At 69.9% G+C, this 25702-nt stretch carries 23 protein-coding genes; 13 read left to right on the forward strand and 10 right to left on the reverse strand.

Annotated elements, in window-relative coordinates; all coding sequences use genetic code 11:
* Positions 1-70 precede the first annotated feature (70 nt).
* Positions 71-2350, reverse strand: coding sequence for an NADP-dependent malic enzyme (locus WMK75_RS07135; protein WP_347266979.1), 2280 nt, complete (start codon positions 2348-2350; stop codon positions 71-73).
* A gap of 150 nt (positions 2351-2500) precedes the next feature.
* Between WMK75_RS07135 and WMK75_RS07140 the strand changes: the two genes are divergently transcribed.
* The 6 genes from WMK75_RS07140 to WMK75_RS07165 all read left to right on the forward strand — a co-directional run bounded on the left by WMK75_RS07140 (position 2501) and on the right by WMK75_RS07165 (position 8050).
* Positions 2501-2896 (forward strand): cytidine deaminase, encoded by a 396-nt coding sequence (locus WMK75_RS07140; RefSeq protein WP_347266980.1) that lies wholly within the window; start codon positions 2501-2503, stop codon positions 2894-2896.
* Entirely contained in the window at positions 2893-4170 is a 1278-nt protein-coding gene (locus tag WMK75_RS07145) for a thymidine phosphorylase (RefSeq protein ID WP_347266981.1), read from the forward strand. The genes WMK75_RS07140 and WMK75_RS07145 overlap by 4 nt, the downstream gene beginning before the upstream one ends.
* Positions 4167-5351: a phosphopentomutase gene (locus WMK75_RS07150; protein WP_347266982.1), complete on the forward strand. Its 1185-nt coding sequence runs from the start codon at positions 4167-4169 to the stop codon at positions 5349-5351. Before WMK75_RS07145 ends, WMK75_RS07150 begins: the two co-directional genes overlap by 4 nt.
* Positions 5348-6316: an adenosine deaminase gene (locus WMK75_RS07155; RefSeq protein WP_347266983.1), complete on the forward strand. Its 969-nt coding sequence runs from the start codon at positions 5348-5350 to the stop codon at positions 6314-6316. The genes WMK75_RS07150 and WMK75_RS07155 overlap by 4 nt, the downstream gene beginning before the upstream one ends.
* Positions 6313-6945: a uracil phosphoribosyltransferase gene (gene upp / locus WMK75_RS07160; RefSeq protein ID WP_347266984.1), complete on the forward strand. Its 633-nt coding sequence runs from the start codon at positions 6313-6315 to the stop codon at positions 6943-6945. The genes WMK75_RS07155 and upp overlap by 4 nt, the downstream gene beginning before the upstream one ends.
* 70 nt (positions 6946-7015) lie before the next feature.
* Complete coding sequence (locus WMK75_RS07165; protein WP_347266985.1) at positions 7016-8050, forward strand: SPOR domain-containing protein; 1035 nt, start codon at positions 7016-7018, stop codon at positions 8048-8050.
* A 70-nt stretch (positions 8051-8120) separates the two neighbouring features.
* Here WMK75_RS07165 and WMK75_RS07170 read toward each other — a convergent pair whose 3' ends face one another.
* Both WMK75_RS07170 and WMK75_RS07175 read right to left on the reverse strand, forming a co-directional pair.
* Positions 8121-8807, reverse strand: coding sequence for an EI24 domain-containing protein (locus WMK75_RS07170; RefSeq protein ID WP_347267025.1), 687 nt, complete (start codon positions 8805-8807; stop codon positions 8121-8123).
* Positions 8807-9373: a nitroreductase gene (locus tag WMK75_RS07175; protein WP_347266986.1), complete on the reverse strand. Its 567-nt coding sequence runs from the start codon at positions 9371-9373 to the stop codon at positions 8807-8809. Before WMK75_RS07175 ends, WMK75_RS07170 begins: the two co-directional genes overlap by 1 nt.
* Positions 9374-9471: 98 nt before the next feature.
* On the opposite strand from WMK75_RS07175, the gene WMK75_RS07180 reads away from it, so the two are divergent.
* Positions 9472-9723: a DUF167 domain-containing protein gene (locus WMK75_RS07180; RefSeq protein ID WP_347266987.1), complete on the forward strand. Its 252-nt coding sequence runs from the start codon at positions 9472-9474 to the stop codon at positions 9721-9723.
* On the opposite strand, the gene WMK75_RS07185 is transcribed toward WMK75_RS07180, so the two are convergent.
* The gene (locus WMK75_RS07185; RefSeq protein WP_347266988.1) at positions 9720-9971 is read right to left on the reverse strand and encodes a hypothetical protein; all 252 of its coding nucleotides are present in this window, start codon (positions 9969-9971) and stop codon (positions 9720-9722) included. The two genes, WMK75_RS07180 and WMK75_RS07185, sit on opposite strands and share 4 nt — an antisense overlap.
* A 123-nt stretch (positions 9972-10094) precedes the next feature.
* On the opposite strand from WMK75_RS07185, the gene WMK75_RS07190 reads away from it, so the two are divergent.
* The gene (locus WMK75_RS07190) at positions 10095-10823 is read left to right on the forward strand and encodes a M48 family metalloprotease (RefSeq protein ID WP_347266989.1); all 729 of its coding nucleotides are present in this window, start codon (positions 10095-10097) and stop codon (positions 10821-10823) included.
* 236 nt (positions 10824-11059) lie between these two features.
* Entirely contained in the window at positions 11060-11401 is a 342-nt protein-coding gene (locus WMK75_RS07195) for a hypothetical protein (protein ID WP_347266990.1), read from the forward strand.
* Between the two features lie 7 nt (positions 11402-11408).
* Here WMK75_RS07195 and ilvN read toward each other — a convergent pair whose 3' ends face one another.
* The 3 genes from ilvN to WMK75_RS07210 all read right to left on the reverse strand — a co-directional run bounded on the left by ilvN (position 11409) and on the right by WMK75_RS07210 (position 14749).
* The gene (gene ilvN, locus WMK75_RS07200) at positions 11409-11969 is read right to left on the reverse strand and encodes an acetolactate synthase small subunit (RefSeq protein ID WP_347266991.1); all 561 of its coding nucleotides are present in this window, start codon (positions 11967-11969) and stop codon (positions 11409-11411) included.
* A 22-nt stretch (positions 11970-11991) separates the two neighbouring features.
* Positions 11992-13746, reverse strand: coding sequence for an acetolactate synthase 3 large subunit (locus WMK75_RS07205; protein ID WP_347266992.1), 1755 nt, complete (start codon positions 13744-13746; stop codon positions 11992-11994).
* Positions 13747-13900: 154 nt separating this feature from the next.
* Entirely contained in the window at positions 13901-14749 is an 849-nt protein-coding gene (locus WMK75_RS07210; RefSeq protein WP_347266993.1) for an arginyltransferase, read from the reverse strand.
* A 225-nt stretch (positions 14750-14974) separates the two neighbouring features.
* Here WMK75_RS07210 and WMK75_RS07215 point away from each other — a divergent pair, with 225 nt between their 5' ends.
* Entirely contained in the window at positions 14975-17782 is a 2808-nt protein-coding gene (locus WMK75_RS07215; RefSeq protein ID WP_347266994.1) for a glutamine-synthetase adenylyltransferase, read from the forward strand.
* A 15-nt stretch (positions 17783-17797) separates the two neighbouring features.
* On the opposite strand, the gene WMK75_RS07220 is transcribed toward WMK75_RS07215, so the two are convergent.
* A complete protein-coding gene (locus WMK75_RS07220; protein ID WP_347266995.1) occupies positions 17798-19891 on the reverse strand; it encodes a glycosyltransferase in 2094 nt (697 codons plus the stop codon).
* A gap of 198 nt (positions 19892-20089) precedes the next feature.
* Between WMK75_RS07220 and WMK75_RS07225 the strand changes: the two genes are divergently transcribed.
* Positions 20090-20926, forward strand: a complete 837-nt coding sequence (locus WMK75_RS07225; RefSeq protein ID WP_347266996.1) for an IS5 family transposase — start codon at positions 20090-20092, stop codon at positions 20924-20926.
* 30 nt (positions 20927-20956) lie between these two features.
* Here the strand turns inward: WMK75_RS07225 and carA are convergent, their stop codons facing one another.
* Positions 20957-22105: a glutamine-hydrolyzing carbamoyl-phosphate synthase small subunit gene (carA, locus tag WMK75_RS07230; protein WP_347266997.1), complete on the reverse strand. Its 1149-nt coding sequence runs from the start codon at positions 22103-22105 to the stop codon at positions 20957-20959.
* A 152-nt stretch (positions 22106-22257) separates the two neighbouring features.
* Between carA and WMK75_RS07235 the strand changes: the two genes are divergently transcribed.
* Together WMK75_RS07235 and xylB are read left to right on the forward strand one after the other, a co-directional pair.
* Positions 22258-22722 carry a GatB/YqeY domain-containing protein gene (locus tag WMK75_RS07235; protein ID WP_347266998.1) on the forward strand — a complete coding sequence of 155 codons (465 nt, stop codon included), beginning with the start codon at positions 22258-22260 and terminating at the stop codon, positions 22720-22722.
* 34 nt (positions 22723-22756) lie between these two features.
* On the forward strand, positions 22757-24211 hold the full coding sequence (xylB, locus tag WMK75_RS07240; RefSeq protein ID WP_347266999.1) for a xylulokinase: 1455 nt from the start codon (positions 22757-22759) through the stop codon (positions 24209-24211).
* On the opposite strand, the gene WMK75_RS07245 is transcribed toward xylB, so the two are convergent.
* Positions 24208-25668 carry an amino acid permease gene (locus tag WMK75_RS07245; protein ID WP_347267000.1) on the reverse strand — a complete coding sequence of 487 codons (1461 nt, stop codon included), beginning with the start codon at positions 25666-25668 and terminating at the stop codon, positions 24208-24210. The two genes, xylB and WMK75_RS07245, sit on opposite strands and share 4 nt — an antisense overlap.
* Positions 25669-25702 lie beyond the last annotated feature (34 nt).

Consider the following 25702-nt stretch of genomic DNA (forward strand, 5'->3'; position numbering starts at 1 on the left):
TGCGGATAAATGCAAACGGCGCGACGTTTTGCAAACGCCGCGCCGTCCTAGGTCCTCGTGCCCCGCAGAATCAGCGGTAATGCCCGACCGGTGTGCCGGCGATCGCGCACATGTTCAGCAGCCCGCGCGGGGTGATCGAGGGGGTGACGATATGGGCGCGGTTGCCCATGCCCATCAGGATCGGCCCGACCTCAATGCCGCTGGCCTTGAGCTTGAGCGCGTTCCTGACCCCCGAGGCCGAATCGGTGCCCGAGAAGATCAGCGTGTTCGCCGCGCCCTCGATGCGCGAACGCGGCATCAGCCTTTCGCGGATCGCCGGATCCAGCGCGGAATCGACATGCATCTCGCCGTCGAAGATGAAATCGACGCCGCGCGCCTCGAGGATGTCCATGGCGGTGCGCATCTTGCGCCCGGTCTCGGTCTCGAGGTTGCCGAATTGCGAATGGCTGCACAGCGCCACCTTGGGCGTGACGCCAAAGCGGCGCACGTGCCGGGCGGCGCTGACCGCGGCATCGGCGACCTGCTCGGGGGTGGGCGAATGGTGAACCTGGGTGTCGGCGATGAACAGCGGCCCGTCCTCGAGGATCATCAAGGACAGCGCGCCCTGCGGCCGCAGCCCGTCCCGTTCCAGGATCTGGCAGACATAGTTCAGGTGCCAGCTGTATTGCCCGAAGGTGCCGCAGATCATGCTCTCGGCCTCCTTGCGGTGCACCATGACCGCGCCGATGGCGGTGGTATTGGTGCGCATGATGGCACGGGCGATGTCGGGGGTGACGCCGCGGCGCGCCATCAGCTCGTGATAGGTGCCCCAGTAGTCGCGATAGCGCGGGTCGTTTTCCGGGTTCACGATCTCGAAATCGCGGCCGGGACGGATCGGCAGGCCGGCGCGTTCGGCGCGGGTCGCGATGACCTCGGGGCGGCCGATCAGGATCGGCACGTCGGTGGTCTCCTCGAGCATGGCATTGGCGGTGCGCAGCACGCGCTCGTCCTCGCCCTCGGTAAAGACGATGCGGCGCTTGGTGGTGGCGGCGGCCTCGAACACCGGGCGCATGATCATCGCCGAGCGGAACACCGAGCCGTCAAGCGTGCGCTTGTAAAGGCCGATGTCGGGCAGCGGCCGGGCGGCGACGCCGGTATCCATCGCGGCCTTGGCCACCGCCGAGGAGACGACACCGATCAGCCGCGGATCGAAAGGCTTCGGGATCAGGTAATCGGCGCCGAAGGTCAGGGTCTCGCCGCGATAGGCCATGGCGGCCTCGGCCGAGGTGGTGGCGCGGGCCAGCGCCGCGATGCCCTCGATGCAGGCCAGTTCCATCTCGTCGTTGATCGTGGTCGCGCCCACGTCCAGCGCGCCGCGGAAGATGAACGGAAAGCACAGGACGTTGTTCACCTGGTTGGGATAGTCCGAGCGGCCGGTGGCGATGATCGCGTCGGGCGCCACGGCGCGCGCGTCCTCGGGCAGGATCTCCGGCGTCGGGTTGGCGAGCGCAAAGATGACCGGGCGCCGGGCCATCTTCGCGACCATCTCGGGCTTCAGCACCCCGGGACCCGAGAGGCCCAGAAACAGGTCGGCGCCCTCGATCACCTGATCCAGTGTGCGCAGGTCGGATTTCTGCGCGAAGGCGGCCTTCTGCGGCGTCATCTCCTCGGTCCGGCCCTCATGCACGAGGCCGGCGATGTCGCACAGCCAGACGTTCTCGCGCTTGACGCCCAGCTTCAGCAGCATGTTGAGGCAGGCGATGCCGGCGGCGCCGCCGCCGGTCGAGACCACCTTGATGTCCTCGAATCGCTTGTGGGCGATATGCATGGCATTGGTCGCGGCGGCGCCGACAACGATGGCGGTGCCGTGCTGGTCGTCATGGAACACCGGAATGTTCATCCGCTCGCGGCAGAGCTTCTCGACGATGAAACAGTCGGGGGCCTTGATGTCCTCGAGGTTGATGGCGCCGAAGGTCGGCTCCAGCGCGCAGACGATGTCAGCCAGCTTTTCGGGGTCGGCTTCGTTCAGCTCGATGTCGAAACAGTCGATATTGGCGAATTTCTTGAACAGGACCGCCTTGCCCTCCATCACCGGCTTCGAGGCGATGGCGCCGATATTGCCCAGGCCCAGCACCGCCGTGCCGTTCGAGACCACCGCGACCAGATTGCCGCGCGAGGTATAGCGCGCCGCGGCGGCCGGATCGGCCTTGATCTCGAGGCAGGCCTCGGCGACGCCCGGCGAATAGGCGCGACTCAGGTCGCGGCCGTTGGCCAGGGGCTTGGTCGCCCGCACCTCCAGTTTGCCCGGACGCGGGAATTCGTGATAATCAAGTGCCGCCTGTCTGGCGTTGTCGTGCCGGCGTTCATCCATGGCCAGACCCCCTCCTCGTGAATATGGTTCAGCGTTAAACTATTTTCCGGGCGGGGAACAGGGGGCATCGCGGGGCGGCAGCGGCCTTGCATCGCGGCGGGGCCGGGCGCAATCTCGGGGCGTTCTTGGGCTGGCAGGAAAGGTGGCGCGATGACGCTTCTGGATGCGGCGCGCGAGGTGCGCGAGCGGGCCTATGCGCCCTATTCCCGCTTCAAGGTGGGGGCGGCGGTGCGCGGGGCCTCGGGCGCGGTCTATCGCGGCTGCAATGTCGAGAACGTGGCCTTTCCCGAGGGCACCTGCGCCGAGGCCGGCGCCATCGCGCTGATGGTGGCCAGCGGCGAGACCGAGCTGATCGAGGTCGCGGTCATCGCCGACAGCCCCGGCCCGGTGCCGCCCTGCGGCGGCTGCCGGCAGAAGCTGGCCGAATTCGGCCGCCCCGACACGCCGGTGCTGCTGGCCACCCTGGACGGGCACACGCTGTCGACCACCATCGGCGAACTGCTGCCGGGCCGTTTCGAGATCAGCCATATGTCGGGCGTGGAATGACCCCTGCCGACCCGCGTCCGGTGATCGCCGCCCTGCGCGACGGGCAGGGGCTGGATGCGGCGGGCGCACGGCTGATCGCGCGCGGCCTGGCCGACGGCGGGCTGAGCGATGCCCAGGCCGGCGCCTTTGCCATGGCGGTGCTGACCCGCGGCCTGGACGATGCCGGCCGGCTGGCGCTGACGCAGGCCATGCGCGATTCGGGCAAGGTGCTGCGCTGGGACCTGCCGGGGCCGGTGCTGGACAAGCATTCGACCGGCGGCATCGGCGATGCGGTCAGCCTGGTGCTTGCGCCGCTGCTGGCGGCCTGCGGGGCTTACGTTCCGATGATCTCGGGGCGGGGGCTGGGCCATACCGGCGGCACGCTGGACAAGCTCGAGGCCATTCCGGGTTTGCGCAGCGCGCTGCCCGAGGCCGGGTTGCGCCGCGTGGTGGCCGAGGCGGGCTGCGCCATCGTCGCCGCCGGGCCGGATCTGGCCCCGGCCGATGCGCGGCTTTACGCCATCCGCGATGAAAGCGCGACGGTGGGCTCGCTCGACCTGATCACCGCCTCGATCCTGTCCAAGAAACTGGCGGAGGGGCTCGACGGGCTGGTGCTGGATGTGAAACAGGGCAGCGGCGCCTTTTTGCGCACACCGCAGGCGGCTTTGGCGCTGGCGCGGGCCCTGGTGGCGACCGCCGGCGCCGCCGGCTGCCGCGCCCGGGCGCTGGTCACCGATATGGACCAGCCGCTGGCCAGCGCCGCCGGCAATGCGCTCGAGATGCGCGCCGCGATCGCAGTGCTGACAGGCGGGCAGGGGGCGCTGCGCGATCTGACGCTGGCGCTGGCCGCGGCCTGTCTGGATCTGGCCGGGCTTTCCGGGGCAGGGGCGGCACTGGCCTCGGGTCGGGCGGCCGAGCGCTTTGCCCGCATGGTGGCGGCGCAGGGCGGGCCGGCGGATCTGCTGGAACATCCCGACCGCCACCTGCCGCGCGCGCCGGTCATCCGCCCGGTGCCCGGCCGGGGCCGCGTCGCTGCCATCGACACCGAGGCGCTGGGCCATGTCGTGGTGGCGCTGGGCGGCGGGCGGCTGAAGGCCGGGGACCGCATCGACCCGCGCGTGGGCCTTGACCGGCTCTTGCGCATCGGGGATGAGGCCGGGACGGACCGCCCGCTGGCCTTTGTCCATGCCGCATCCGGGCCGGCGGCCGAGGCGGCTGTGGCCACGGTGCAGTCGGCCTATCTGCTGGGTGACGGGCCGGGCCCCGGCCCCCTGGTGCGCAACGAGGTGACATGAGCGACGCACGCGCCTTTCTGGTGGTGATGGATTCCCTCGGCATCGGCGGTGCGCCCGATGCCGGCGCCTATTTCAACGACGGCCGGCCCGATACCGGCGCCAATACCCTGGCCCATATCGCCCGCGCCCGGCCCCTGCGCATGCCGCATCTGGACGCGCTGGGCCTTGGCGCCGCCCTGCGCCTGGCCAGCGGCGCCGAGGCGCCGGGACTGGGCGCCGTGCCGCAGGGCCTCTGGGGGGCGGCGAGCGAGGTCTCGCGCGGCAAGGACACCCCCTCTGGTCACTGGGAGATCGCGGGCGTGCCGGTGCCCTGGGACTGGCACTGTTTCCCGAACACCCGCCCGGCCTTTCCGCCCGACCTGTCCCGGGCCATCGCCCGCGCCGCCGGCACCGAGGGCATCCTGGGCGACGAACATGCCTCGGGGACCGAGGTGATCGCCCGGCTGGGGGCCGAGCATCTGCGCAGGGGCTGGCCGATCTGCTACACCTCGGTGGACAGCGTGCTGCAGATCGCCGCGCATGAAGAGGCCTTCGGCCTTGAGCGGCTCTACCGCCTGTGCCGCGATGTCGCCGCCATCGTGCATCCGATGCGCGTGGGACGGGTGATCGCGCGGCCCTTCCTGGGCGCCGAGGGCAGTTTCGCCCGCACCCCGAACCGGCGCGATTTTGCCATCGACCCGCCGGGGGAAACGCTGCTGGACGTGGCCGAGGGCGCGGGGCGTGTCACCCATGCGATCGGCAAGATCGGCGACATCTTCTCGCATCGCGGCATCACGCAGCTGCACAAGGGCCGCTCGGACGCGGATCTGGCCGAACACCTGCTGCGGCTCGGCGATCAGGCAGAGCCCGGCAGCCTGACCTTTGCCAATTTCGTCGAATTCGACAGCCTCTACGGCCATCGCCGCGACATCGCGGGCTACGGCGCGGCGCTGGAATGGTTCGATGGCGTCGCCGGGGACCTGCTGGCGCGGCTGCGCCCGGGCGATCTGGCGATCTTCACCGCCGACCACGGCAACGACCCCAGCTGGCACGGCACCGACCACACGCGCGAACGCGTGCCGGTGCTGGGTTGGGGTTATGGCCCGCGCGGGGTCGGTCTGGTCGGTTTTGCCGATATCGGCGCCTCGGTCGCGGCGCATCTGGGCCTGCCCGCCGTCGGGCCGGGGAGGTCCTTCCTGTGAGATCGCTGAAAAAGATCGAACTGCACCTGCATCTCGAGGGCGCCGCGCCGCCGGGCTTCATCCGCGCGCTGGCAGCTGAAAAGCGCCACGACCTCTCGGGCATTTTCGACGCGCAGGGCAATTACGCGTTTCGCGGCTTTCGGGATTTCCTGCGCGTCTATGAGGCCGCCTGTTCGGTGCTGACCACGCCTGCCGATTACGCGCGGCTGGTCGGCGAGGTGCTGGGCCAATGCGCCGAACAGGGCGCGATCTATGCCGAGCTTTTCGTCTCGCCCGAATTCTGCGGCGGCGCCGAGCTTGCCGCCTGGCGCGACCATCTGGCCGCCATGACCGAGGCCGCCGCCTCGGCCGGGCGCGAGGGCATCGCCAGCCGCGCCATCGTCACCGTCATCCGCCATCTGGGCCCGGACCGGGCGCGGGCAAGCGCGATCTGCGCCGCCGAGACCTCGGGCGACTGGGTCGCCGGCCTCGGCATGGCCGGGGCCGAGGAGGTGGGCGAGGCGCGCGATTTCGCCTGGGCCTTCGACTGCGCGCGCGAGGCCGGGCTGGGCCTGACCGCCCATGCCGGCGAGTGGCGCGGGCCGCAGTCGGTGCGCGACGCGCTGGGCTTGGGCGTCACGCGCATCGGCCACGGGATCCGCGCCGTCGAGGAACCGGCGCTGCTGCGCGACCTGGCCGAGCGGCAGGTCACGCTGGAGATCTGCCCCGGCTCGAACATCGCGCTGGGGCTGGTGCCGGACTGGGGCAGCCATCCCATTGCGCGGCTCGCCGACGCGGGGGTGCGGGTGACCGTCTCGACCGACGATCCGCCATTCTTCGCCACCTCGCTTTGCCATGAATACCAGATGCTTGCCGACGCTTTCGGCTGGGCCGAGGATGAGTTCCGGCAGATGAACCTCTGGGCCGTCGATGCGGCCTTCTGCGACGAGACCACAAGGACACGCCTGCGAAAGGACCTGAGATGAGCCAGCACCTGACCGTCGTCACCCATCCCCTGGTGCAGCACAAGCTGACGCTGATGCGCGACAAGTCCACCTCGACCGCCGGCTTTCGCCGGCTACTGCGCGAGATCAGCCTGCTTCTGGCCTATGAGGTCACGCGCGAGCTGGAAATGACCACGATCCGTGTCGAAACCCCGCTGTGCGGCATGGATGCGCCCACGCTCGGGGGCAAGAAACTGGCGCTGATCTCGATCTTGCGGGCGGGTAACGGGCTGCTGGACGGCATTCTGGAGCTGATCCCCGGCGCGCGCGTGGGCTTTATCGGGCTTTACCGCGACCCCGAGACCCTGCAGCCGGTGCAGTATTATTCCAAGGTTCCGCATGCGCTGGAGGCGCGCATGACCATCGTGGTCGATCCGATGCTGGCCACGGGCAATTCCTCGGTCGCGGCCATCGACCTGCTGAAGCGGGCCGGGGCCCGGAACCTGCGCTTCCTGTGCCTGCTGGCCGCGCCCGAGGGCGTGGCGCGCATGGCCGCCGCCCATCCCGACGTGCCGATCATCACCGCTGCGCTGGACGAGCGTCTGGACGAGCGCGGCTATATCGTGCCCGGCCTGGGCGACGCGGGCGACCGCATGTTCGGCACGAAATGACCGGCCGTTAACCCGGCCTTCAGGGCTTGCGCGCTATCCCGGTCGCGGGATGCGATTCGGAAGGGCGGGAATGCTGCGCGCTTGGTGCAAGATGCTGATGCTGATGCTGGTCGCGGCGCCGTCGGCAGCGCTGGCGCAATCCGCCGTCCCGGCCGAGGTGCCGCCCGCGGATTTCACCGCCCGGCAATATGTCGACAGCCGCGGCTGCGTGTTTTGGCGCGACGGTTCGGATCGCTGGCAGGCGCGGCTGGCGCGCGACGGCACGCAGATCTGCGGCTATCCGCCCTCGTCCTCGATTCGGGGACTGAACGGCAGGCCGCGGCTCGTGGCGCTGGACCCGGACGCCGGCCGCAGCCGGGCCGAACGTCTGGAACGGGCGCTGTCGGAAAGCGTGATCACCAACCTGCGCCCGGGCGAGCTGACCAGCGATCCCCGGCCGATGGAGAAGCTGCCCGATCTTGGCCCCGAGCCGGGCTCGACTGCCCCGGGCGAGGCGCTGAAGGCCGCGGTGGCGGCGGCGCCGGCGCTGCGCCGGGACATGGCGGGCGCCCTGCAGCCGAACCGCCGGCTTTGCGCGCTTCTGGGTCATGACGCCGGTGCCAGGTCCGGGCGCACGGGCCAGGATCCGACGCAGGGGTTTTGCGATTCGCTCTCCGAACTGGATCTGGCTCGGCTCAGCTTTGCCCGTCCTCTGGGCGGTCCGATCGTCACCCTGCCCGAGGCGGCGCCTGCTGCGGATGGTGCCCCGCCGCCGCGGATGCGGCAGGACAGCCCGCACCGCGCCGCGGCGACGGCCACGGCGGCCGGACGCGCGCCCGCCCGGCAAGCCAGCCGCAGCCGAGCGGCACCGGCCGAGGCGGCGGCGGACATGATCCCGGCCGGCGCGCGCTTTCTGCAGATGGGCCCCTTCCCCGATCCGGCGGCGGCCGCACGCGCGGCGCGCCATGCCGCCAGCCTGGGCTTGCCGGTCCGGCCCGCTCGCAGCAACTCCGGGGGGCGGCAGGTGCCCGTGGCGCTTGCCGGTCCGTTCGACAGCCGCGAGGCGATCGTGCGCGCCCTGCATGCGCTGCGCCAGGCCGGCCATGCGGCCGTGCCCCGGCGGTGATCCAGCTTCCAGAACCGGGCCGGCCCGCGGGTCCATGGCCCCGGGGCCGGCTTCGGCAACGCGCCCGCGCTCAGGACCGGCGCAGCGCCAGGTGGAACAGGTGCGTGAAGCCCGCCGCGGCTAGCACTGGCACCAGCACGTTCAGCACCGGCACGGTCAGCAGCAGAGCGATCAGCACCCCCAGCGCCGTAGCCTGCAGCTGGCGCTCGTGCCGCAGCGCCACCGCCTGCGGCGGGTGCAGGTGGCGCCGCGCCGCCATCTGGAAGAATTCGCGCCCCAGCAGCCAGCCGTTGCCGCCGTAAAGCAGCACCGGCGCCAGCGGCCCCAGAAAGGGCGTCAGCAGCAGCGTCAGCAGGGTCACCGCGATCACCGCGCCCATGACCGCCAGCGATTCGCCCAGCCCCGTCCGGAAATCCACCGGCAGGCCCTTTTCGGCGGGATAGTGGATGTCCTCGACCGTTTCGGCCACGCGCTCGGCGAACAGCCCGGCAAAGCCCGCCGCCACCGGCGCCATGAGAAAGATGCTCATCAGCGGAAACAGCAGCAGCGAGCCCCAGGACAGGGTCGGCGCCACCGGCAGTTCTCCGACCCAGGGCAGCAGCAGCGATTCGGGGGCGAGGCCGCGGATCGCCCAGAAGGCTGCCGCCTGCAGCAGCGCAAACAGCAGCAGCGTCAGCAGCACGCCCCAGACCAGGACCGAAAACACCCGCGGCCGCATGAGATCGCCGCAGGCCAGCAGCAGCGCGCGCAGCACCATCACAGATAGGTGGTCTTGGCCGCCACGTCCGGGCGCGGCCGGTCCGAGGGTGCGGCGCCGCTCTGGCCGATATGGATCAGGCCGGCGATGCGCTCGCCCTCGGCAATGCCCAGATGCGCGCGGGCGAAGGCGGGATCAGTCGCCGGCCCGGTCAGCCACGCGGCGCCAAGGCCCGAGGCCAGCGCCGCGTTCAGCAATTCCAGACAGACCGCACCGGCCGAAAGGAACTGCTCCCATTCCGGGATCTTGGGATTGGCCGCGGGGGTCGAGACCACCGCCACGATCACTGGCGAGGCAAAGCCCGAGCGCGCCTTCTCGATCACCACCGCGTCGCCGCCCTGGGCCGCGACATGCGCCGCCAGCACCGGCGCCAGCCGGTCCAGCGTCGCGCGCTCCAGCACCACGAAGCGCCAGGGCTCGAGCTTGCCGTGGTCGGGGACGCGCACCGCCAGTTCCAGCAACCGCGCCAGTTCCGCGCGCGTCGGTGCCGGTCCGGTCAGCAGCTTGGCCGGATGCGAGCGGCGGCAGCCCATGAAGGCAAGCGTGGCGGTATCGGGCTGGGGCATGCTGTCCTCCTGAGGTTGCGGCTGCGTCCTCATAGCGGCGGGGCGGGGGATGTGCCAGAGGCGCTTGCCTTTTGCCGCCGTGGGCGCTTCAACGGGGCATGAGCGACCTCAGTCACCTTGCCCTTCCCGGGGCCGAGATCGCGGTGCGCGTGACGCCGCGCGCCGCGCGCAATGCCGTGATCCTCGATGGCGACATGCTGCGCGTCACCGTCACCGCCGTGCCCGAGGACGGCAAGGCCAATGCCGCCGTCATCAAGCTGCTGGCCAGGGCGCTGGGCGTGGCCAAGAGCCGGCTTGAACTGGTGCGCGGCGCCAGCGGCCGCGACAAGCTGTTTCGCATCCTTCCCTAGCGGCGTTCCAGGCGATAGTTGCCCTCGGGCAGGTTCAGCGCGGCGCGCAGCTCGTCCAGTTGCTCGATGGTCAGCAGGATCTGCGCCAGCTCGCCGGTGTCGGGGTCGAACTGCTCGATGACCACACGGTCGTCAAAGCTCTGGATCACCACATCCTCGTTCAGCGGCCGGCTGCCGGTCCTGGATTCGGGCAGTTCGTCGATCAGGGTGATCACGGTGGCGTCGAAATCATGCTCGATGGTGAACATCACGTCCCCTCCGGTTCAGTGTTTCTCAACAATCGCGTGATAGGCAGGACAGGGCAAGGCCGGGGCTTGGCGCGGGGCGGCGCGCGCGGCTAAGGTGACGCAAACGAGGGCGCGGGGTTCGGAATGGGCATGATGTGGCGGGCGGCGGTGGTGCTGGCCCTTGCGGGTTGCGCGGTCACGCCGATGCCCGAACCGATGCCGGGGCCCCTGCCGGCGCCCTCGGCCGAGATTGCCGCCGGGCCGCGGGAATCGGCGCGCGCCTTCGTCGCCGTCATCAGCCGGATGGAGCCCGCGGTCGAGCGCGAATGCCTGCAGCGGCGCACGCAGCCGATCAGCTGCGACTTCCTGTTCGTCGTCGATGACCGCCCGGGGCTTGAACCCAACGCTTTCCAGACCGTGGACGCCAGCGGGCGGCCGATCATCGGCTTTACCCTGTCGCTGATCGGCGAGGCGCGCAACATGGACGAACTGGCCTTCGTCGTCGGACACGAGGCCAGCCACCACATCCTTGGCCACATCAACCGCAAGACCAGCGCCGCCACCATGGGCGCGGTGATCCTGGGCGGACTGGCCAGCGCCTATGGCGGCAATCCCGAGACCATCAGATCGGCCCAGGACTTCGGCGCCGAATTCGGCGCGCGCTATTATTCCAAGAACTGGGAACTCGAGGCCGACTATCTGGGCGCGATCATCACCCTGATCGCGGGTTATGACCCCGGGAATGGCGCGCAGTTCTTTGCCCGCATCCCCGATCCCGGCGACAAGATCCTGGGCACCCATCCCTCGCGCGCCGCCCGCATGGAACAGGTGACGCGCGCGGTGGCTGACTTCCGTAGCGGGCGCGCGCAATAGGTCAGCACCTGCGGCATTTCTGCACCGCCCGGCTGACCGGGCGGGGCGGTGAATCCTTGCCAGGGCAGGCGTTAGGCCAGTCCGCACGGCCCGCAGGACCTGCTGCCACCGGCGATTGCCGACAATGCCGCACCGCTCACAAGAATTTGCTTCCATAGGCAAGATATTGCCGATAGCTTCCGGACTCAGTTGTATTTCGCTCAGATTCTTGGGGCGCGTTTCTTTCAGGAGCTTTCATGATCGGGGTTATTCTGTGGAGCAGTCCGGCCAGGGAAAAGGCCGTGATCTGGTGTGAGGACCATGGCGCCCTGGCCTATATGCAAGGATGCGAAAGCCTGGCCTTTCCGGCCAACTGGCCGCAGGCGGGCGATCTGGTCGAGCTTGAGGTCGAGGAAATCGACGATCTGCGCCATGCCCGCCAGGTCGCGCTGGTCTCGGGCGGCGCGCGTTCGGAACTGCCCGTGCTCTTGCGCGAGATCGGCGACAGGCCGCGCTGCGGCCCGCCGGTCCTGCGGGTGATCGCCAATGACGGGCCGCAGCGGCCCGAGCAGCCGCCAAGGCTGGCGGCCGCCATCTGAAGGCTGCTCAGGCGCCGCGCGCCAGTGCGGCGACGCCGGTGCGCGCCTGGTCGGACAGGCCCAGCGGCCGCATCAGATCGGCGAAGGCGTCCAGCTTCTCGGGCGTGCCGGTGATCTCGAAGACAAAGCTCTCCAGTGTGGAATCGACCACGCTGGCGCGGAAAATCTCGGCGATACGCAGCGATTCGACACGCTTCTCGCCCTTGCCCGAGACCTTGAACAGGCCCAGTTCGCGCTCGACGCTGGGGCCCTCCACGGTCAGGTCGTGGACCTCGTGCACCGGTACGATGCGACCCAGCTGCGCCTTGATCTGCTCGATCACCGCCGGCGTGCCGCGCGTCACGATGGTGATGCGCGAGCGATGTCCGGTGTGATCCACCTCGGCCACGGTCAGGCTGTCGATATTGTAGCCGCGTCCGGAAAACAGCCCGATGACGCGCGCCAGCACGCCGGGTTCGTTCTCGACCAGCACGGCCAGGGTATGGCCTTCGATGGCCTGGGAATGCGGGTCGCGCAGCTCATAGGCCGAATGGCTGGATGCGCCCTTCTGGATGTTCAGTGCCGCCATGTTCGTCTCGCTTTCCTCAATCTCAGACCAATGCCCCGCCGGCGCCGGTGATCGCGCCTTCGGTGGCGGCCTCGCCCAGCAGCATCTCGTTATGCGGCTTGCCCGAGGGGATCATCGGGAAGCAGTTCTCGTGCCTTTCGACCAGCACATCCAGGATGAACGGGCCGTCGTGATCGATCATCTCCTGGATGGCGGCGTCCAGATCGGCCGGGTCCGAGACCGCGCGGCCGCCGCAGCCGAAGGCCTCGGCCAGCTTCACGAAATCGGGCAGGCTTTCGGACCAGCTCTGGCTGTAACGCTCGCCATGCAGCAGCTGCTGCCATTGCCGCACCATGCCCAGGCGCTCATTGTTCAGGATGAACTGCTTCACGGGCGCGCGGAATTGCACCGCCGTGCCCATTTCCTGCATGTTCATCAGCCAGCTCGCCTCGCCGGCGACATTGATGACCAGCGCCTCGGGATGGGCGACCTGCACCCCGATCGAGGCCGGCAGGCCATAGCCCATGGTCCCCAGCCCCCCCGAGGTCATCCAGTGGTTCGGATCCTCGAAATGCAGGAACTGCGCCGCCCACATCTGGTGCTGGCCCACCTCGGTAGTGACATAGGGGTTGCGGCCGGCGGTCAGCGCCTGCAGGCGCTGCAGCGCGTATTGCGGCTTGATCACCTTGTCCGAGTTGCGATAGGCAAGGCAGTTTCGCGTCTTCCACTGCTCGATCTGCACCCACCATTGCTGCAGTGCGGCGGCGTTGGTCTTGCGCCCGCGGGCCTTCCAGACCTTCAGCATGTCCTCAAGCACATGGCCGACATCGCCGACGATGGGCAGGTCGACGCGGATCACCTTGTTGATCGAGCTGGGGTCGATGTCGATCTGCACCTTGAACGAGCCGGGGCTGAAATCGGCGACACGGCCGGTGATGCGGTCGTCGAACCGCGCGCCGACCGCGATCATCAGGTCGCAGTCATGCATGGCCATATTGGCCTCGTAAAGCCCGTGCATGCCCAGCATGCCGATCCATTTGCCGCCCGAGGCCGGATAGGCGCCCAGGCCCATCAGCGTCGAGGTCACCGGAAATCCAGTCGCCTCGGCCAGGTCGCGCAGCAGCTGGCTGGCGCCGGGACCCGAGTTGATGACCCCGCCGCCGGTGTAAAGGATCGGGCGTTCGGCGCGCTCCATCAGCTCGACCAGTCGGGTGATCGCGGCCAGATCGCCCTTCTTCGCCGGCTGATAGCTGGGCGTCTCGATCTGTTTGGGGCCGACATAGTCGCCGGTGGCGAATTGCACGTCCTTGGGGATGTCGATCAGCACCGGCCCGGGCCGGCCCGAGACGGCGATGTGAAAGGCCTTGTGGATGGTCGCGGCCAGCTGGTCGGTGTCCTTCACCAGCCAGTTGTGCTTGGTGCAGGGGCGGGTGATGCCGATGGTGTCGGCCTCCTGGAAGGCGTCGGTGCCGACCAGAAAGGTCGGGACCTGCCCGGTCAGCACCACCAGCGGGATGGAATCCATCAGCGCATCCGTCAGCCCGGTGACCGCATTCGTCGCCCCCGGCCCCGAGGTGACCAGCACCACGCCGGGCTTGCCGGTCGAGCGGGCATAGCCCTCGGCCATGTGCACGGCGCCCTGTTCGTGGCGCACGAGGACGTGCTTGATGTCATTTTGCTGAAAGATCTCGTCATAGATGGGTAGCACCGCCCCGCCGGGATAGCCGAATACCGTATCGACGCCCTGATCGCGCAGAGCCTCGATAACCATCCTTGCACCGGTCATGTTTCGGGACATGCCCATTCTCCATCGCTGAATCACGTCGCGGCCGGGCGGTTGCCCTTGCTGCGACGCGGAAACTAGGGGCCTCGGGCGGCAGGGTCAATGGCGATTGTCCAAGAAAATGACCGAAGGCGGCAGGTTCTTGAAATTATCTTGCCGAAAATGCGGGCTATGGGTAATTTTGCCGTCCCAACGGCAGGTTGATGCGCGCCACCTGCTCGACGATCGGATCGACGGACAGCGGATGGATGTCGGAACTGTGCTGCGCCGGGTCGCCGATCGGCTGCCAGACGCCACCCTTGTAGATCTCCAGCGCCGCGAACCGCGCCTTGTAATCCATCTTGCGGCTGCCCGGTACCCAATAGCCCAGATAGACGAAGGGCAGCCCGGCGCTGGCCGCCAGTTCGACATGGTCAAGGATGATATGGGTCCCGAGACTGTTCGCCTCCAGCGCCGGGTCGTAAAAACTGTAGACAAGGCTCAGCCCGTCATCCAGCACATCGGTCAGGCACACCGCCACCAGCCGGTCTGCGCCCGGCGGCGGCGGGCTGGCCTCGCCCGGATGGCTGCGGTATTCGATGACACGGGTGCGCACCGGGGTTTCCTCGATCATCGCGGCGAATTCGAAGATGTCCATGTCCGCCATGCCGCCCTCGGCATGGCGCGCGTCCAGATAGGCGCGGAACAGCTCGTATTGTTCCTCGGTCGCCCAGGCGCTGGTCGCCAGGCGGCGCAGATGTGCGTTGCGCCGGGTGATCCGGCGCTGGCTGCGCGAGGGCTTGAATTCGGCCACGCGGATGCGCGCCGACATGCAAGCGACGCAGCTTTCGCAGCTGGGCCGGTAAAGCACGTTCTGCGAGCGGCGAAAGCCCTGCCGCGACAGGGCGTTGTTCAGCTCGTTGGCCGAGTCGCCGGCCAGCGCGGTGAACAGCTTGCGCTCGGCTCGGCCGTGCAGATAGGGGCAGGGCTGCGGCGCCGTCACATAGAATTGCGGCGCATGCGGCAGGCTGTGACGCATCAGCCGCGCCCCCCCGGGCTCAGGCGGGGCGGATTTTCCAGGGGTGAAAAGGCTGTTGCGCGCATCGACAGGGGTTCGGCTTCGCGGTCCGGTTGCTGATGGGCAAAAGCCTAGCAACAGATCCGGCCTGCGCCAAGCACTGATCAGGCGGCATTCGACGCAGTTTCGGACCCGGGGGCGGGCGGGGCCATTGACCTCGGCCCGGCGCCGGCTAGGCTTTGCGGCATGGATTTCGCCGCCCGCATCACCCGCCAGCCCATCCCCTTCGACCCCGGCCGCGGCCAGACCGCGCTTGAGGCCAGCGGCATCGCCGAGCCGCGCCTGGCCGGGCTGGTCCGGGGCGCCGCCGGCTGCAGCCCCTATCTTGCCGGGTTGATCGCGCGCGAGGCCGACTGGCTGCAGGACGCGCTGTCCCATGAGGATGTCGTCGCGCGCGAGACGGCGGGGCTTGACGATCTCTCGGCCGAGGCGCTCGGGCCGGCGCTGCGCCGGGCCAAGCGGCGGGTGGCGCTGTTTGCGGCGCTCGCCGATCTGGGCGGGGTCTGGGCGCTGGAACAGGTGACCGCGGCGTTGACCGCGCTGGCCGACCGCGCCGCCGATCTGGCGCTGCGCGCCCATGTCGCGGCCGAGATCGCGCGCGGCAAGCTGCCGGCGACCTCGGCCGATGCCGGCGGCATCGTCGCCCTGGCCATGGGCAAGATGGGCGCGCATGAGCTGAACTATTCCTCGGACATCGACCTGATCGTGCTTTACGACGAGACCGCTTTCGGCCGCGACGACCAGCACGAGGCCCGTGCCAGCCTGATCCGCGCCACCCGCCGCGCGGCGGCGACGATCTCGGACAATACCGACCAGGGCTATGTCTTTCGTACCGACCTGCGGCTGCGTCCGGATGCGGCGGTGACGCCGGTCTGCATCTCGATCGCGGCGGCCCTGGCCTATTACGAGGCCGAGGGCCGCACCTGGGAACGCGGCGCCTATATCAAGGCGCGACCCTGCGCCGGCAACCTGGCCGCGGGCGAGCGGTTCCTGCGCGAATTGCGCCCTTTCGTCTGGCGCCGGCACCTCGATTTCGCCACCATCCAGGACACGGACGACATGCGCCGCCGCATCCGTGACCACAAGGGGCTGCACGGCCGCATCGAGGTCGCGGGCCATGACATGAAGCTGGGCCAGGGCGGCATCCGCGAGATCGAGTTCTTCACCCAGACCCGGCAGCTGATCTCGGGCGGGCGCGATCCCGAGCTGCGGGTGCGCGGCACCGTCGAGGCGCTGGCGCGGCTGGCCGAAAAGGGCTGGGCCCCGGCCGAGGTCGCCGCAGAACTGACCGGGCACTACCGCCAGCACCGCGAGATCGAGCACCGCATCCAGATGGTCAACGACGCCCAGACGCATCGCGTGCCCGGCTCGCCCGAGGGGGTGGCGCTGATCGCGCATATGATGGGCGAGCCTGATGCCGCCGCCTGGTCGGCGCGGCTGGCGGCGCGCCTTTCCCGGGTCGAGGCGCTGACCGGCGATTTCTTCACCCCCGCCTCGGCCAGCAGCCGCCCGCAGCTGTCCCCCGAGGCCGAGGCGCGGGTCGAGGGCTGGCGCGCCTATCCGGCGCTGCGCTCGCAGCGCGCGCGCCAGCTTTTCGCCCGCATCGAGCCCGAGTTGCTGACCCGGCTGACCGCCGTCGCCCATGCCGAGGAGGCGCTGCAGCGCTTCGACGCCTTCCTGGCCCGCCTGCCCGCCGGGGTGCAGATCTTTTCCCTGTTCGAGGCCAATCCGCAGCTGGTCGACCTGATCGCCGACATCTGCGGCACCGCGCCCGGGCTGGCTGCCTATCTGGCGCGCCACCCCGAGGTGCTCGAGGCGGTGCTGGGCGGCAGCTTCTTTTCGGACTGGCCGGGGGCGCCGGCCCTGCGCCGCGACCTCGGGGCGCAGATGGCGCAGGTGCTGGCGGGACCGGACGGAGGTTATGAACGCGCGCTGGATGCGGCGCGGCGCTGGGCGCATGAATGGCAGTTCCGCAGCGGCGTGCATCACCTGCGCGGGCTGATCGGCGCCGAGGAGGCCGGGACCCAATATGCCGACATCGCCGATGCCGCCGTGGCCGAGCTGTTTCCGGTCGTGGCGGCCGAATTCGCCCGCCGGCACGGACCACCGCCCGGGCGCGGCGCGGTGGTGCTGGGCATGGGCTCGCTCGGGGCGCGGCAGCTGAATGCCGGCTCGGACCTCGACCTGATCGTGATCTATGACGCCGCCGGAGAGGAGGCCTCGCGCGGGGCCAAGCCCCTGGCGGCGCGCGCCTATTATTCGCGCCTGACCCAGGCGATGATCACCGGGCTGGCGGCGCCGACCTCGGCCGGGCGGCTTTATGAGGTGGACATGCGGCTGCGCCCCTCGGGGCGGCAGGGGCCGGTGGCCACCTCGGTGCAGGGCTTTCGCGACTACCAGATGACCGAGGCCTGGACATGGGAACATCTGGCGCTGTCGCGCGCGCGGGTGATCGGCGGCTGCGGCGCCGATGTCGATGCCCTGGGCGAGCAGGTCGAGGCGCTGCGCGTCGAGGTGCTGCGCCTGCGCGGCGCCGATCCTCGCGTGCTGCCCGACCTGGCCGAGATGCGCGCCCGCATCTTTGCCGCAAGACCCGCCGACGGCGCTTGGGAGGCCAAGACCGGTCGCGGCCGGCTGCAGGACATCGAGCTGCTGGCGCAATCCTTCGCGCTGCGCGCCGGATCGCCCGCCCGCGCCGTCCTGGCGCAGTTGCGCGCCGGCCAGCGCGCCGGTCTGGTCTCGCGCGAGAGGGCGGATGCGCTGGCCTCGGCGCGGCGCTTCCTGTGGAACCTGCAATGCGCCACGCGGCTTCTGGCCGAGACGCCGCTCAACCTCGAGGCGGTCGGCAAGGGTGGCCAGGCCTTCCTGCTGCGCGAGACCGGGGCGGGAACGCTCGAGCAGCTGGCCGGGCGACTTGCCGCCGTGGTCGAGGAGGCCGGCGCCGGCATAGACGCAGCCCTCACGCCGTTCGATGTCCACGAGGGGACGCCCTGAGCCGCACCCCCGGGCTCAGCCGATGCGGCCCAGAACCGGCATGGCCGCCGCTGCCGGCCGGCCCGGTCCGGCGGCGCTGCGTCCCCGCGGTGCGGCGCCACCCGCCGCCGGCGCCGGGTGCAGCGGGATCAGCGCCGCGACCGCGGCCTCGGCGGGCGGCGGCGCGGTGGCCTCGTCCTCGGCGGCGTCATGGATGCCGTGCTGGGTCTTGTCCCAATAGAAGGGGCGGGCCAGCACCTCATACATCGCCTTCAGCGCCGCAAGGCAGCCGAGCGGGAAATACAGGTGCAGCGTCGGCACCCAGACAGCCAGATGCCGATGCTGGCGCCCGCGCACCGCCCAGATGCCGATGGCGATGGAGAGCAGTTCCGAAAACACGAACAGGCCGAAAAGCGCCGCGATGGCGTTGCCGCCCAGCGACTCCGCCAGCAGTGGCCGCATGGGATGGGGCAGACCGAGGCTGAGCAGCCAGAAGCTCCAGAGCACGGGGGCAAGCAGGTAATGCGACACCGAGGCGAAAAGCTGCACCTGCAGCGCGATGAACCGCCGGGGTCCCAGGTCGCGCCACAGCGCCGCCGGGTCGCGCATATGCACCCCCCAGGTCATGGCAAAGCCCTTGAGCCAGCGGGAGCGCTGGCGGATCCAGGGCAGCAGACGGCAGTTCGCCTCTTCGTGGGTGACGGTGTCCAGCATGCGCGTGCGATAGCCGCGCCGCGTCAGGCGCACGCCCAGATCCGCGTCCTCGGTGACGTTCCAGGCGTCCCAGCCGCCGATTTCCTCAAGCCTGTCGCGGCGCATGAACAGCGTCGTGCCGCCCAGCGGCACCACCAGATCCAGCGCCGCCGCGCCCGCCAGCGTGCCCCGGAACCAGGACGCATATTCGATGGTGAAGGCGCGGGACAGCCAGTTCGTGCACGGGTTGTAATAATCGAGCACACCCTGCAGGCAGGTCACCTCGGGCGGCGCATCGTGAAATCCGCGCGCCACCTTGTGCAGCTGGTCGGGTTCGGGCCGGTCCTCGGCGTCCCAGATGCCGATGATCGTGCCGCGGCAGAAGTTCAGCGCATAGTTCAGCGCCCGCGGCTTGGTGCGGATCGGCCCGTCCGGCACCGTGACCACGCGCAGCCAGCGCGGCAGCTGCACGCCTTCCAGCGCGGCGCAGGTGATCCGGTCTGAGGCCTCGACCACCAGCAGGATATCCATCAGCTCGCGCGGGTAGTCGAGGCGCGCCAGCCGGCCGATCAGCCTGTCGGCCAGTTCGGCCTCGCCCAGCAGCGGCACCATGACCGAGATGACGGGCAGCGGGATCTCGGGACCCGCGCCGGCGGCAGGGGCTGGGTCGCGCCGACCCTTGCGCGCGTTCTGGCGCAGGATGGCGGCAAAGGACAGCGCCTTGAGCGTGGTGGTGGCCAGGAGCGTCAGCACCGCCCAGGCGGTCAGCAGGGCGATCACCGCCAGCGGCCTGGCCAGCAGCCCGAGGACCGCCAGCGCGATGAGCGCCAGCGCGATGCGCCGGGTGCGGCGTTCGTTGCGGCTGCGGCAGCTTTCGCCGGCCGGCACGCGCAACTCGGCCTGGCGGATCAGCGAGGTGCGGCGCTGCGCCAGCACCGCGTCGCGCGCTGCGCGCTCGGAGCAGAGCAGCATGCGCACCGTGCCGAAATCCGCCGGCAGCCGCGCGCAGAGCGCGGCGAATTCCTCGGGCCGGGCGGTGGCGACATAGGTGACGCCGCCGATGCGCCGCCAGGGAACCGCGGCCTCGGCCAGACACAGCGTGGCGCCCAGCGCGTCGATCAGGCGCGGGTCCGGCGGCAGCGCGGCCAGGTCCACGGCGCTCGATCGCCACTGCCGGGACAGGGCGCGCAGCAGGGCGTCCTCGCGCACCCAGCCGTTGCTCAGCAAGATCTCGCCCAGGGGCGCCGACTGGCGGCGGCGCATCACCACCGCCCGCAGCAGGTCGCGGGGCAGCACCGCGCCATCCTCGATCAGGATCTGGCCCAAGGGCCGCAGATCGCGCCCGCCGATCACCTCGCCGGCCGGCGGTGGGGCCTCGGCCAGCCAGGCGGGCTCGATGCGCTCCGGGCGAGGCTTGATGCGGGCGGGGACGGCCATGCGCGAATCCTGTCCTGCGTCGGATGCCCATTCCTTGCACGGCGAAGATTAAGGACGGGTTAACCGCTGCGCACGCAGGGGACGGCGGGCCTTGCGGCCCGGCCTTCGGGTCCGGCTCTCAGAGCTGGACCCGAAACGAGTTGAGCGATATCAGATGGTTGTGATTCACGTCGGTTTGGATGAACAGACGGAGGCACGATGCCCTGGGATGATACCGCTCGGTGCGACTATGCTCGCCGGTCGCCGCGTTATGCAAGCGATCTGACCGATCGAGAATGGGTGCTGATCGCGCCTTTTCTCCCTTCGCCGCGACCGGTCGGGCGTCCCCGGACGGCGGATCTGCGGGAGGTGGTGAACGCGATCCTCTACATGGCCTCGACCGGCTGCCAGTGGCGGATGCTGCCGAAGGATCTGCCGCCGGCCTCGACGGTGCAGCGCTACTTCTACGATTGGCGCGACAGCGGGCTGTGGGGGACGATCAGCAACAATCTGGTCATGGAAGCGTGCGAACTGGAGGGTCGGGAGGCGAGCCCGACCGCAGACGTCATCGACAGCCAAAGCGTGAAAACCACCGAGAGCGGCGGGGTTTGCGGCTTCGACGCCGGCAAGAAGGTCAAGGGTCGCAAACGGCACATCGTCACCGACACGCTCGGGCTGATGGTCGGCCTGGTGGTGCATGCGGCTGGCGTCCAGGACCGTGACGGCGCGCTCGAGGCGCTGCAGTCAATCCGCGCCCGCTGGCTCTGGTTGCGCCACGTCTTCGCCGACGGCGGCTATGCCGGCCCGAAGCTCGAACGAGCCCTGCGACGCATCGGCGACTGGACGCTCGAGATCGTCAAGCGCTCCGACACGGCCAAGGGCTTCGAGCTGTTGCCGCGGCGCTGGGTGGTCGAGCACACCTTCGCATGGCTCGGACGCTGCCGCCGACTGGCCAAGGACTGGGAGAAATCCATCGCATCGGCCGAGGCATGGATCTTTGTCGCCCACATCCGCCTCCTGACGCGGCGCCTCGCAAGGTATTGCTATGTCGCGTAGAGTTTCGAGTCGGGCTCTCAGGCCCCGCTCTCAGGCGCGGCGCGCGCGCATCGCGTCGGTGAAGCGCTCGAACAGATAGTCGCTGTCATGCGGGCCGGGGCTGGCCTCGGGGTGATACTGCACCGAGAACACCGGTTTGCCCGCCAGCCGCAACCCGCAGTTCGAGCCGTCGAACAGGCTGACATGGGTCTCGATCACGCCCTCGGGCAGGGTCTGGGCATCGACGGCAAAGCCGTGGTTCATCGAGGTGATCTCGACCTTGCCGCTTTCCAGATCCTTGACCGGATGGTTGGCGCCGTGATGGCCGTGGTTCATCTTGACCGTCTGCGCGCCAAGCGCCAGCGCCAGCATCTGATGGCCAAGGCAGATGCCGAAGATCGGCAGCTCGCGCGCCAGCAACTCGCGGATCATCGGCACCGCATATTCGCCGGTCGCCGCCGGATCGCCGGGGCCGTTGGACAGGAACACGCCCTCGGGGTCATGCGCCAGCACCTCCTCGGCGGTGGCGGTGGCGGGCAGCACCACCACCTCGGCGCCGCTTTGCACCAGCGAGCGCAGGATGTTGCGCTTGGCGCCGTAATCCAGCGCCACGACGCGGAAGGGCTTCTTGTGCTCGGGCCGGGCGAATTCGCCGGGCCAGCACCACATGCCCTCGTCCCAGCGATAGCTTTGCCGGGTGCTGACCTCGCGCGCGAGGTCGAGCCCGACCAGCCCCTGCCAGTCGCGTGCGCGCGCCACCATGGCGGCAATGTCGAAATTGCCCTGCGGGTCATGGGCCAGCACCACATGCGGCGCGCCCTGCTGGCGGATGGCGCGGGTCAGGCGACGGGTGTCGACGCCGCCGATGCCGATGCGGCCGCGCTTTTCCATCCATTCGACCAGATCGGAACTGGCGCGCCAGTTCGAGGGCTCGGTCGGATCCCATTTCACCACGATGCCGGGGGCGACGGGTTCAGGCGCCTCGTCATCCTGCAGGGTGACGCCGGTATTGCCGATATGGGGGAAGGTGAAGGTGACGACCTGGCTGGCATATGAGGGGTCGGTCATGATCTCCTGATAGCCGGTCATCGCGGTGTTGAAGACCAGTTCCGCCACCACTTCTCCGGTCGCGCCGAAACCCTGGCCATGAAAAACGGTGCCGTCAGCAAGCGCAAGGCATGCGGTCGGTTTCTGGGACATAGCGACTCTCCGGGTAAATCGGCGGGAAACTAGGTAAAGGGGGAGCGCGCGTCAAGGCGCGAACCGGGGGGTTGCGCAAACTTGATCGCCGGCGCAAGTCTTGACCCTGGCGCGCGGCCACGGCGGCGCCGAATCTGGGAGGCAAGGATCGGATGGGACTGCGCGAACGCATTCTGGCGGACATCAAGGAGGCGATGAAGGCCCGCGAGGCGGCCCGGCTGTCGACGCTGCGGCTGATCTCGGCCGCGATCAAGGACCGCGAGATCGCCGCCCGCACCGAAAGCGGCGACGAGACCGGGCTGAGCGAGGTCGATCTGGTCGCCATCCTGTCGCGCATGGTCAAGCAGCGCCAGGAATCCGCCCGCGCCTATGAAGAGGGCGGCCGGCTGGAACTGGCCGAGCGCGAGCAGGACGAGATCGTGCTGATCCAGTCCTATCTGCCGCGCCAGCTCGACGCGGCCGAGACCGGCGCCGCCATCGAGCGCGCCATCGCCGACCTTGGCGCCGCCTCGATCCGCGACATGGGCCGGGTCATGGCCGAGCTGCGCGCCCGCCACGCCGGGCAGATGGATTTCGGCGCCGTCGGTCCGGTGGTCAAGGAACGGCTGATGAAGTGACTGCAGCGGGGCGGGGCACCTGGGCGGGGGCGTCATGTATCTGGGACTTGATCTGGGAACCTCGGGTGTCAAGGCGCTGCTTCTGGATGCGGGGCTGGCCCCGGTCGGCAGCGCGCATGCGCCCCTTGGCATCAGCCGGCCGCAGCCGGGCTGGTCCGAACAGGACCCCGCCGACTGGATCCGCACCGCCACGACGGCAATCGAGGCGCTGGCGCGCGCGCATCCCGGCCCGATGGCACGGCTGGGCGCCATCGGCCTTTCGGGGCAGATGCACGGGGCGGTGCTGCTGGACGGCGGCGACCGGGTGCTGCGCCCCTGCATCCTGTGGAACGACGGCCGCGCCGGCGCCGAATGTCACGCGCTGGAGGCGCGGGCGGATTTCCGCGGCATCGCCGGCAATCTGGTGATGGCGGGCTTTACCGCGCCCAAGCTGGCCTGGCTTGCCCGTCACGAGCCGCAGGTCTTTGCCGCCACGGCGCGGGTGCTGCTGCCCAAGGATTACCTGCGGCTGTGGCTGACCGGCGAGCATGTCTCGGACATGTCGGACGCGGCGGGGACGCTGTGGCTGGACGTGGCCCGGCGCGACTGGTCAGATACCCTGCTGGCCGCGACCGGGCTGTCGCGCGCGCAGATGCCGGCGCTGGTCGAGGGCAGCGCGGTCTCGGGCCGGCTGCGCGCCGATCTGGCGGCGCGCTGGGGCGTGGCGCGGGTGCCGGTGGCGGGGGGCGCGGGCGACAATGCCGCCACCGCCTGCGGCATGGGGGTGATGGCGCCGGGCACGGGTTTTCTGTCGCTGGGCACCTCGGGGGTGCTGTTCGCCGCCACCGACCGCCATGCCCCGAACACCGCCGAGGCCGTGCACGCCTTCTGCCATGCCGTGCCGGGCCGGTGGCACCAGATGGGGGTGATCCTCTCGGCCAGCGACAGCATGGTGTGGCTCTCGGAAATCAGCGGCCGCCAGGTGCCGGAACTGGCGACGATGGTGGCCGAGGGCGCACCCGTGCCCGCGCCGGTGACGTTCCTGCCCTATCTCTCGGGCGAGCGCACGCCGCTGAACGATCCCGATGCCTGCGGCGCCTTCCTCGGCCTGCGCCGTGGCGTCGGCCTGGCCGATCTGGCGCGGGCGGTGATGGAGGGCGTGGCCATGGGTTTCGCCGATTGCGCCCAGGCCCTGGCCCGTGCCGGCACGCGGCTTGACGCGGCCTGGGCCACCGGCGGGGGCGCGGCCTCGCGCGCCTGGCTCTCGATCATCGCCTCGGCCAGCGGCATCACGCTGCTGGAACCCGAGGGCGAGGCGCCGGGTGCGGCGCTGGGCGCGGCGCGGCTGGCGGCGGCCTGCGTCAGCGGCGATCTGTCGGCGCGGACATTCGCGCCGCCGCGGATCTCGGCCGAGATCGCGCCCGACCCGGCGCTGGCGGCGCGCTACGCCGAACGCCACGCCGCATATCGCGCCGCCTGGCCGGCGCTGCGCGGCCTCGCGCGGCGCTAGGCGCCTGCCCGGCCGCGCTCCAGCGCCGAATTGCGCGCGGAATAGGACAGATACATCACCGCCGCCAGGAAGGCCCAGATCCCCGCCAGCTTGAACACGATCAGCGACAGGCTGGAGATCAGGTAGAGGCAGGCGAGGATGCTGAGCACCGGCAGCAGCGGAAACAGCGGCACGCGAAAGCCGCGCGGCGCCTCGGGCTGGCGATAACGCAGGATGATCACCCCGGCCGAGACCACCGAGAAGGCAACCAGCGTGCCCATGCTGGTCAGGTCCCACAGCACGTCCGAGGGCATGAAGGCGGCGATGGCCGCGACGGCGCAGGACACGATCAGCGTGTTCGCGGTCGGCGTCATGCTGCGCGGGTTCACCCGGCAGAAGATCCCCGGCAGCATGCCGTCGCGCGCCATCGCGAACAGCACCCGCGTCTGGCCGTAAAGCACCACCAGCGTCACCGAGAACACCGAGATCACCGCTCCCGCCGACAGGATCACCGAGGGCAGGTGCGATCCGGTGACATTGTGCAGGATCACCGCCAGCCCGGCCTCCTGGCCCTCGAACATGCCCTGCGACTGCGCGCCCAGCGCCGCCACCGCCACCAGCACATAAAAGCCCAGCACGATCAGCAGCGCCAGGATGATGGCGCGCGGCAGGTTGCGGCGCGGGTCCTCGATTTCCTCGGCTGCGGTCGAAACCGTGTCGAGCCCGATGAAGGTGAAGAAGATCGACCCCGCGGCGGCGCTGATCCCCGCCAGCCCGTTGGGCGAGAAGGGGGCGAAATTGCCGCTGTCGAAAGCGGTCAGTGCCAGGGCGACAAAGATCGCCAGCACCGCAAGCTTCAGCACCACGATGATGCCATTGGCGCGCGCCGATTCGCGCGGGCCGCGCAAAAGCAGGATGCAGCACAGAAACACCAGGACCGCGGCGGGCAGGTTGATCAGCCCCTCGCCGCCAGGGTGCAGCGAATAGCCCTCGGCCACCAGCGGCGCCACCAGAAGCGCGCGCGGCAGCTCAAGCCCGGTGGTGGTCAGAAGCAGGTTGTGCAGATATTCGCTCCAGCCCACGGCGACGGCGCCGGCCGAGACGCCGTATTCCATGATCAGGCAGGCCGCGACCAGAAAGGCCACGCCTTCGCCCAGCGTGGCATAGGCATAGGAATAGCTCGAACCCGAGACCGGGATCATCGAGCTCATCTCGGCATAGCACAGCGCGGTCAGCCCGGCGGCCACGCCGGCGATCAGGAACGAGACCAGCACCGCCGGGCCCGCCACCGGCACCTGTTCGGCCAGCACAAAGAAGATGCCGGTGCCGATGGTGGCGCCGACGCCGAACATGGTCAGCTGAAACAGGCTGAGCGAGCGCTGCAGGCGCGGCGCGCCGTCACCGCGCGCGGGGCAGGCGAAATCTTCCAGGGGTTTTCTGCGCAGGATGCGCTGGCCAAGGCTGGGCGCGCTGTTCATGTCGGGTCCTGTGGTCATGTGCGTGTTGGTGAAA

The sequence above is a fragment of the Paracoccus sp. (in: a-proteobacteria) genome (assembly GCF_039808215.1).
GTDB lineage: Bacteria > Pseudomonadota > Alphaproteobacteria > Rhodobacterales > Rhodobacteraceae > Paracoccus.

Coding starts and splice junctions, on each gene's coding strand:
- WMK75_RS07185 (WP_347266988.1), bottom strand. CDS start 9,971: ATGTTCACCATCGAGCATGATTTCGACGCCACCGTGATCACCCTGATC.
- carA (WP_347266997.1), bottom strand. CDS start 22,105: ATGTCCCAGAAACCGACCGCATGCCTTGCGCTTGCTGACGGCACCGTT.
- WMK75_RS07225 (WP_347266996.1), top strand. CDS start 20,090: ATGCCCTGGGATGATACCGCTCGGTGCGACTATGCTCGCCGGTCGCCG.
- ilvN (WP_347266991.1), bottom strand. CDS start 11,969: ATGGCGGCACTGAACATCCAGAAGGGCGCATCCAGCCATTCGGCCTAT.
- WMK75_RS07140 (WP_347266980.1), top strand. CDS start 2,501: ATGACGCTTCTGGATGCGGCGCGCGAGGTGCGCGAGCGGGCCTATGCG.
- WMK75_RS07205 (WP_347266992.1), bottom strand. CDS start 13,746: ATGTCCCGAAACATGACCGGTGCAAGGATGGTTATCGAGGCTCTGCGC.
- WMK75_RS07215 (WP_347266994.1), top strand. CDS start 14,975: ATGGATTTCGCCGCCCGCATCACCCGCCAGCCCATCCCCTTCGACCCC.
- WMK75_RS07180 (WP_347266987.1), top strand. CDS start 9,472: ATGAGCGACCTCAGTCACCTTGCCCTTCCCGGGGCCGAGATCGCGGTG.
- WMK75_RS07235 (WP_347266998.1), top strand. CDS start 22,258: ATGGGACTGCGCGAACGCATTCTGGCGGACATCAAGGAGGCGATGAAG.
- WMK75_RS07210 (WP_347266993.1), bottom strand. CDS start 14,749: ATGCGTCACAGCCTGCCGCATGCGCCGCAATTCTATGTGACGGCGCCG.
- xylB (WP_347266999.1), top strand. CDS start 22,757: ATGTATCTGGGACTTGATCTGGGAACCTCGGGTGTCAAGGCGCTGCTT.
- WMK75_RS07135 (WP_347266979.1), bottom strand. CDS start 2,350: ATGGATGAACGCCGGCACGACAACGCCAGACAGGCGGCACTTGATTAT.
- upp (WP_347266984.1), top strand. CDS start 6,313: ATGAGCCAGCACCTGACCGTCGTCACCCATCCCCTGGTGCAGCACAAG.
- WMK75_RS07165 (WP_347266985.1), top strand. CDS start 7,016: ATGCTGCGCGCTTGGTGCAAGATGCTGATGCTGATGCTGGTCGCGGCG.
- WMK75_RS07220 (WP_347266995.1), bottom strand. CDS start 19,891: ATGGCCGTCCCCGCCCGCATCAAGCCTCGCCCGGAGCGCATCGAGCCC.
- WMK75_RS07175 (WP_347266986.1), bottom strand. CDS start 9,373: ATGCCCCAGCCCGATACCGCCACGCTTGCCTTCATGGGCTGCCGCCGC.
- WMK75_RS07170 (WP_347267025.1), bottom strand. CDS start 8,807: ATGGTGCTGCGCGCGCTGCTGCTGGCCTGCGGCGATCTCATGCGGCCG.
- WMK75_RS07150 (WP_347266982.1), top strand. CDS start 4,167: ATGAGCGACGCACGCGCCTTTCTGGTGGTGATGGATTCCCTCGGCATC.
- WMK75_RS07195 (WP_347266990.1), top strand. CDS start 11,060: ATGATCGGGGTTATTCTGTGGAGCAGTCCGGCCAGGGAAAAGGCCGTG.
- WMK75_RS07245 (WP_347267000.1), bottom strand. CDS start 25,668: ATGAACAGCGCGCCCAGCCTTGGCCAGCGCATCCTGCGCAGAAAACCC.
- WMK75_RS07190 (WP_347266989.1), top strand. CDS start 10,095: ATGGGCATGATGTGGCGGGCGGCGGTGGTGCTGGCCCTTGCGGGTTGC.
- WMK75_RS07145 (WP_347266981.1), top strand. CDS start 2,893: ATGACCCCTGCCGACCCGCGTCCGGTGATCGCCGCCCTGCGCGACGGG.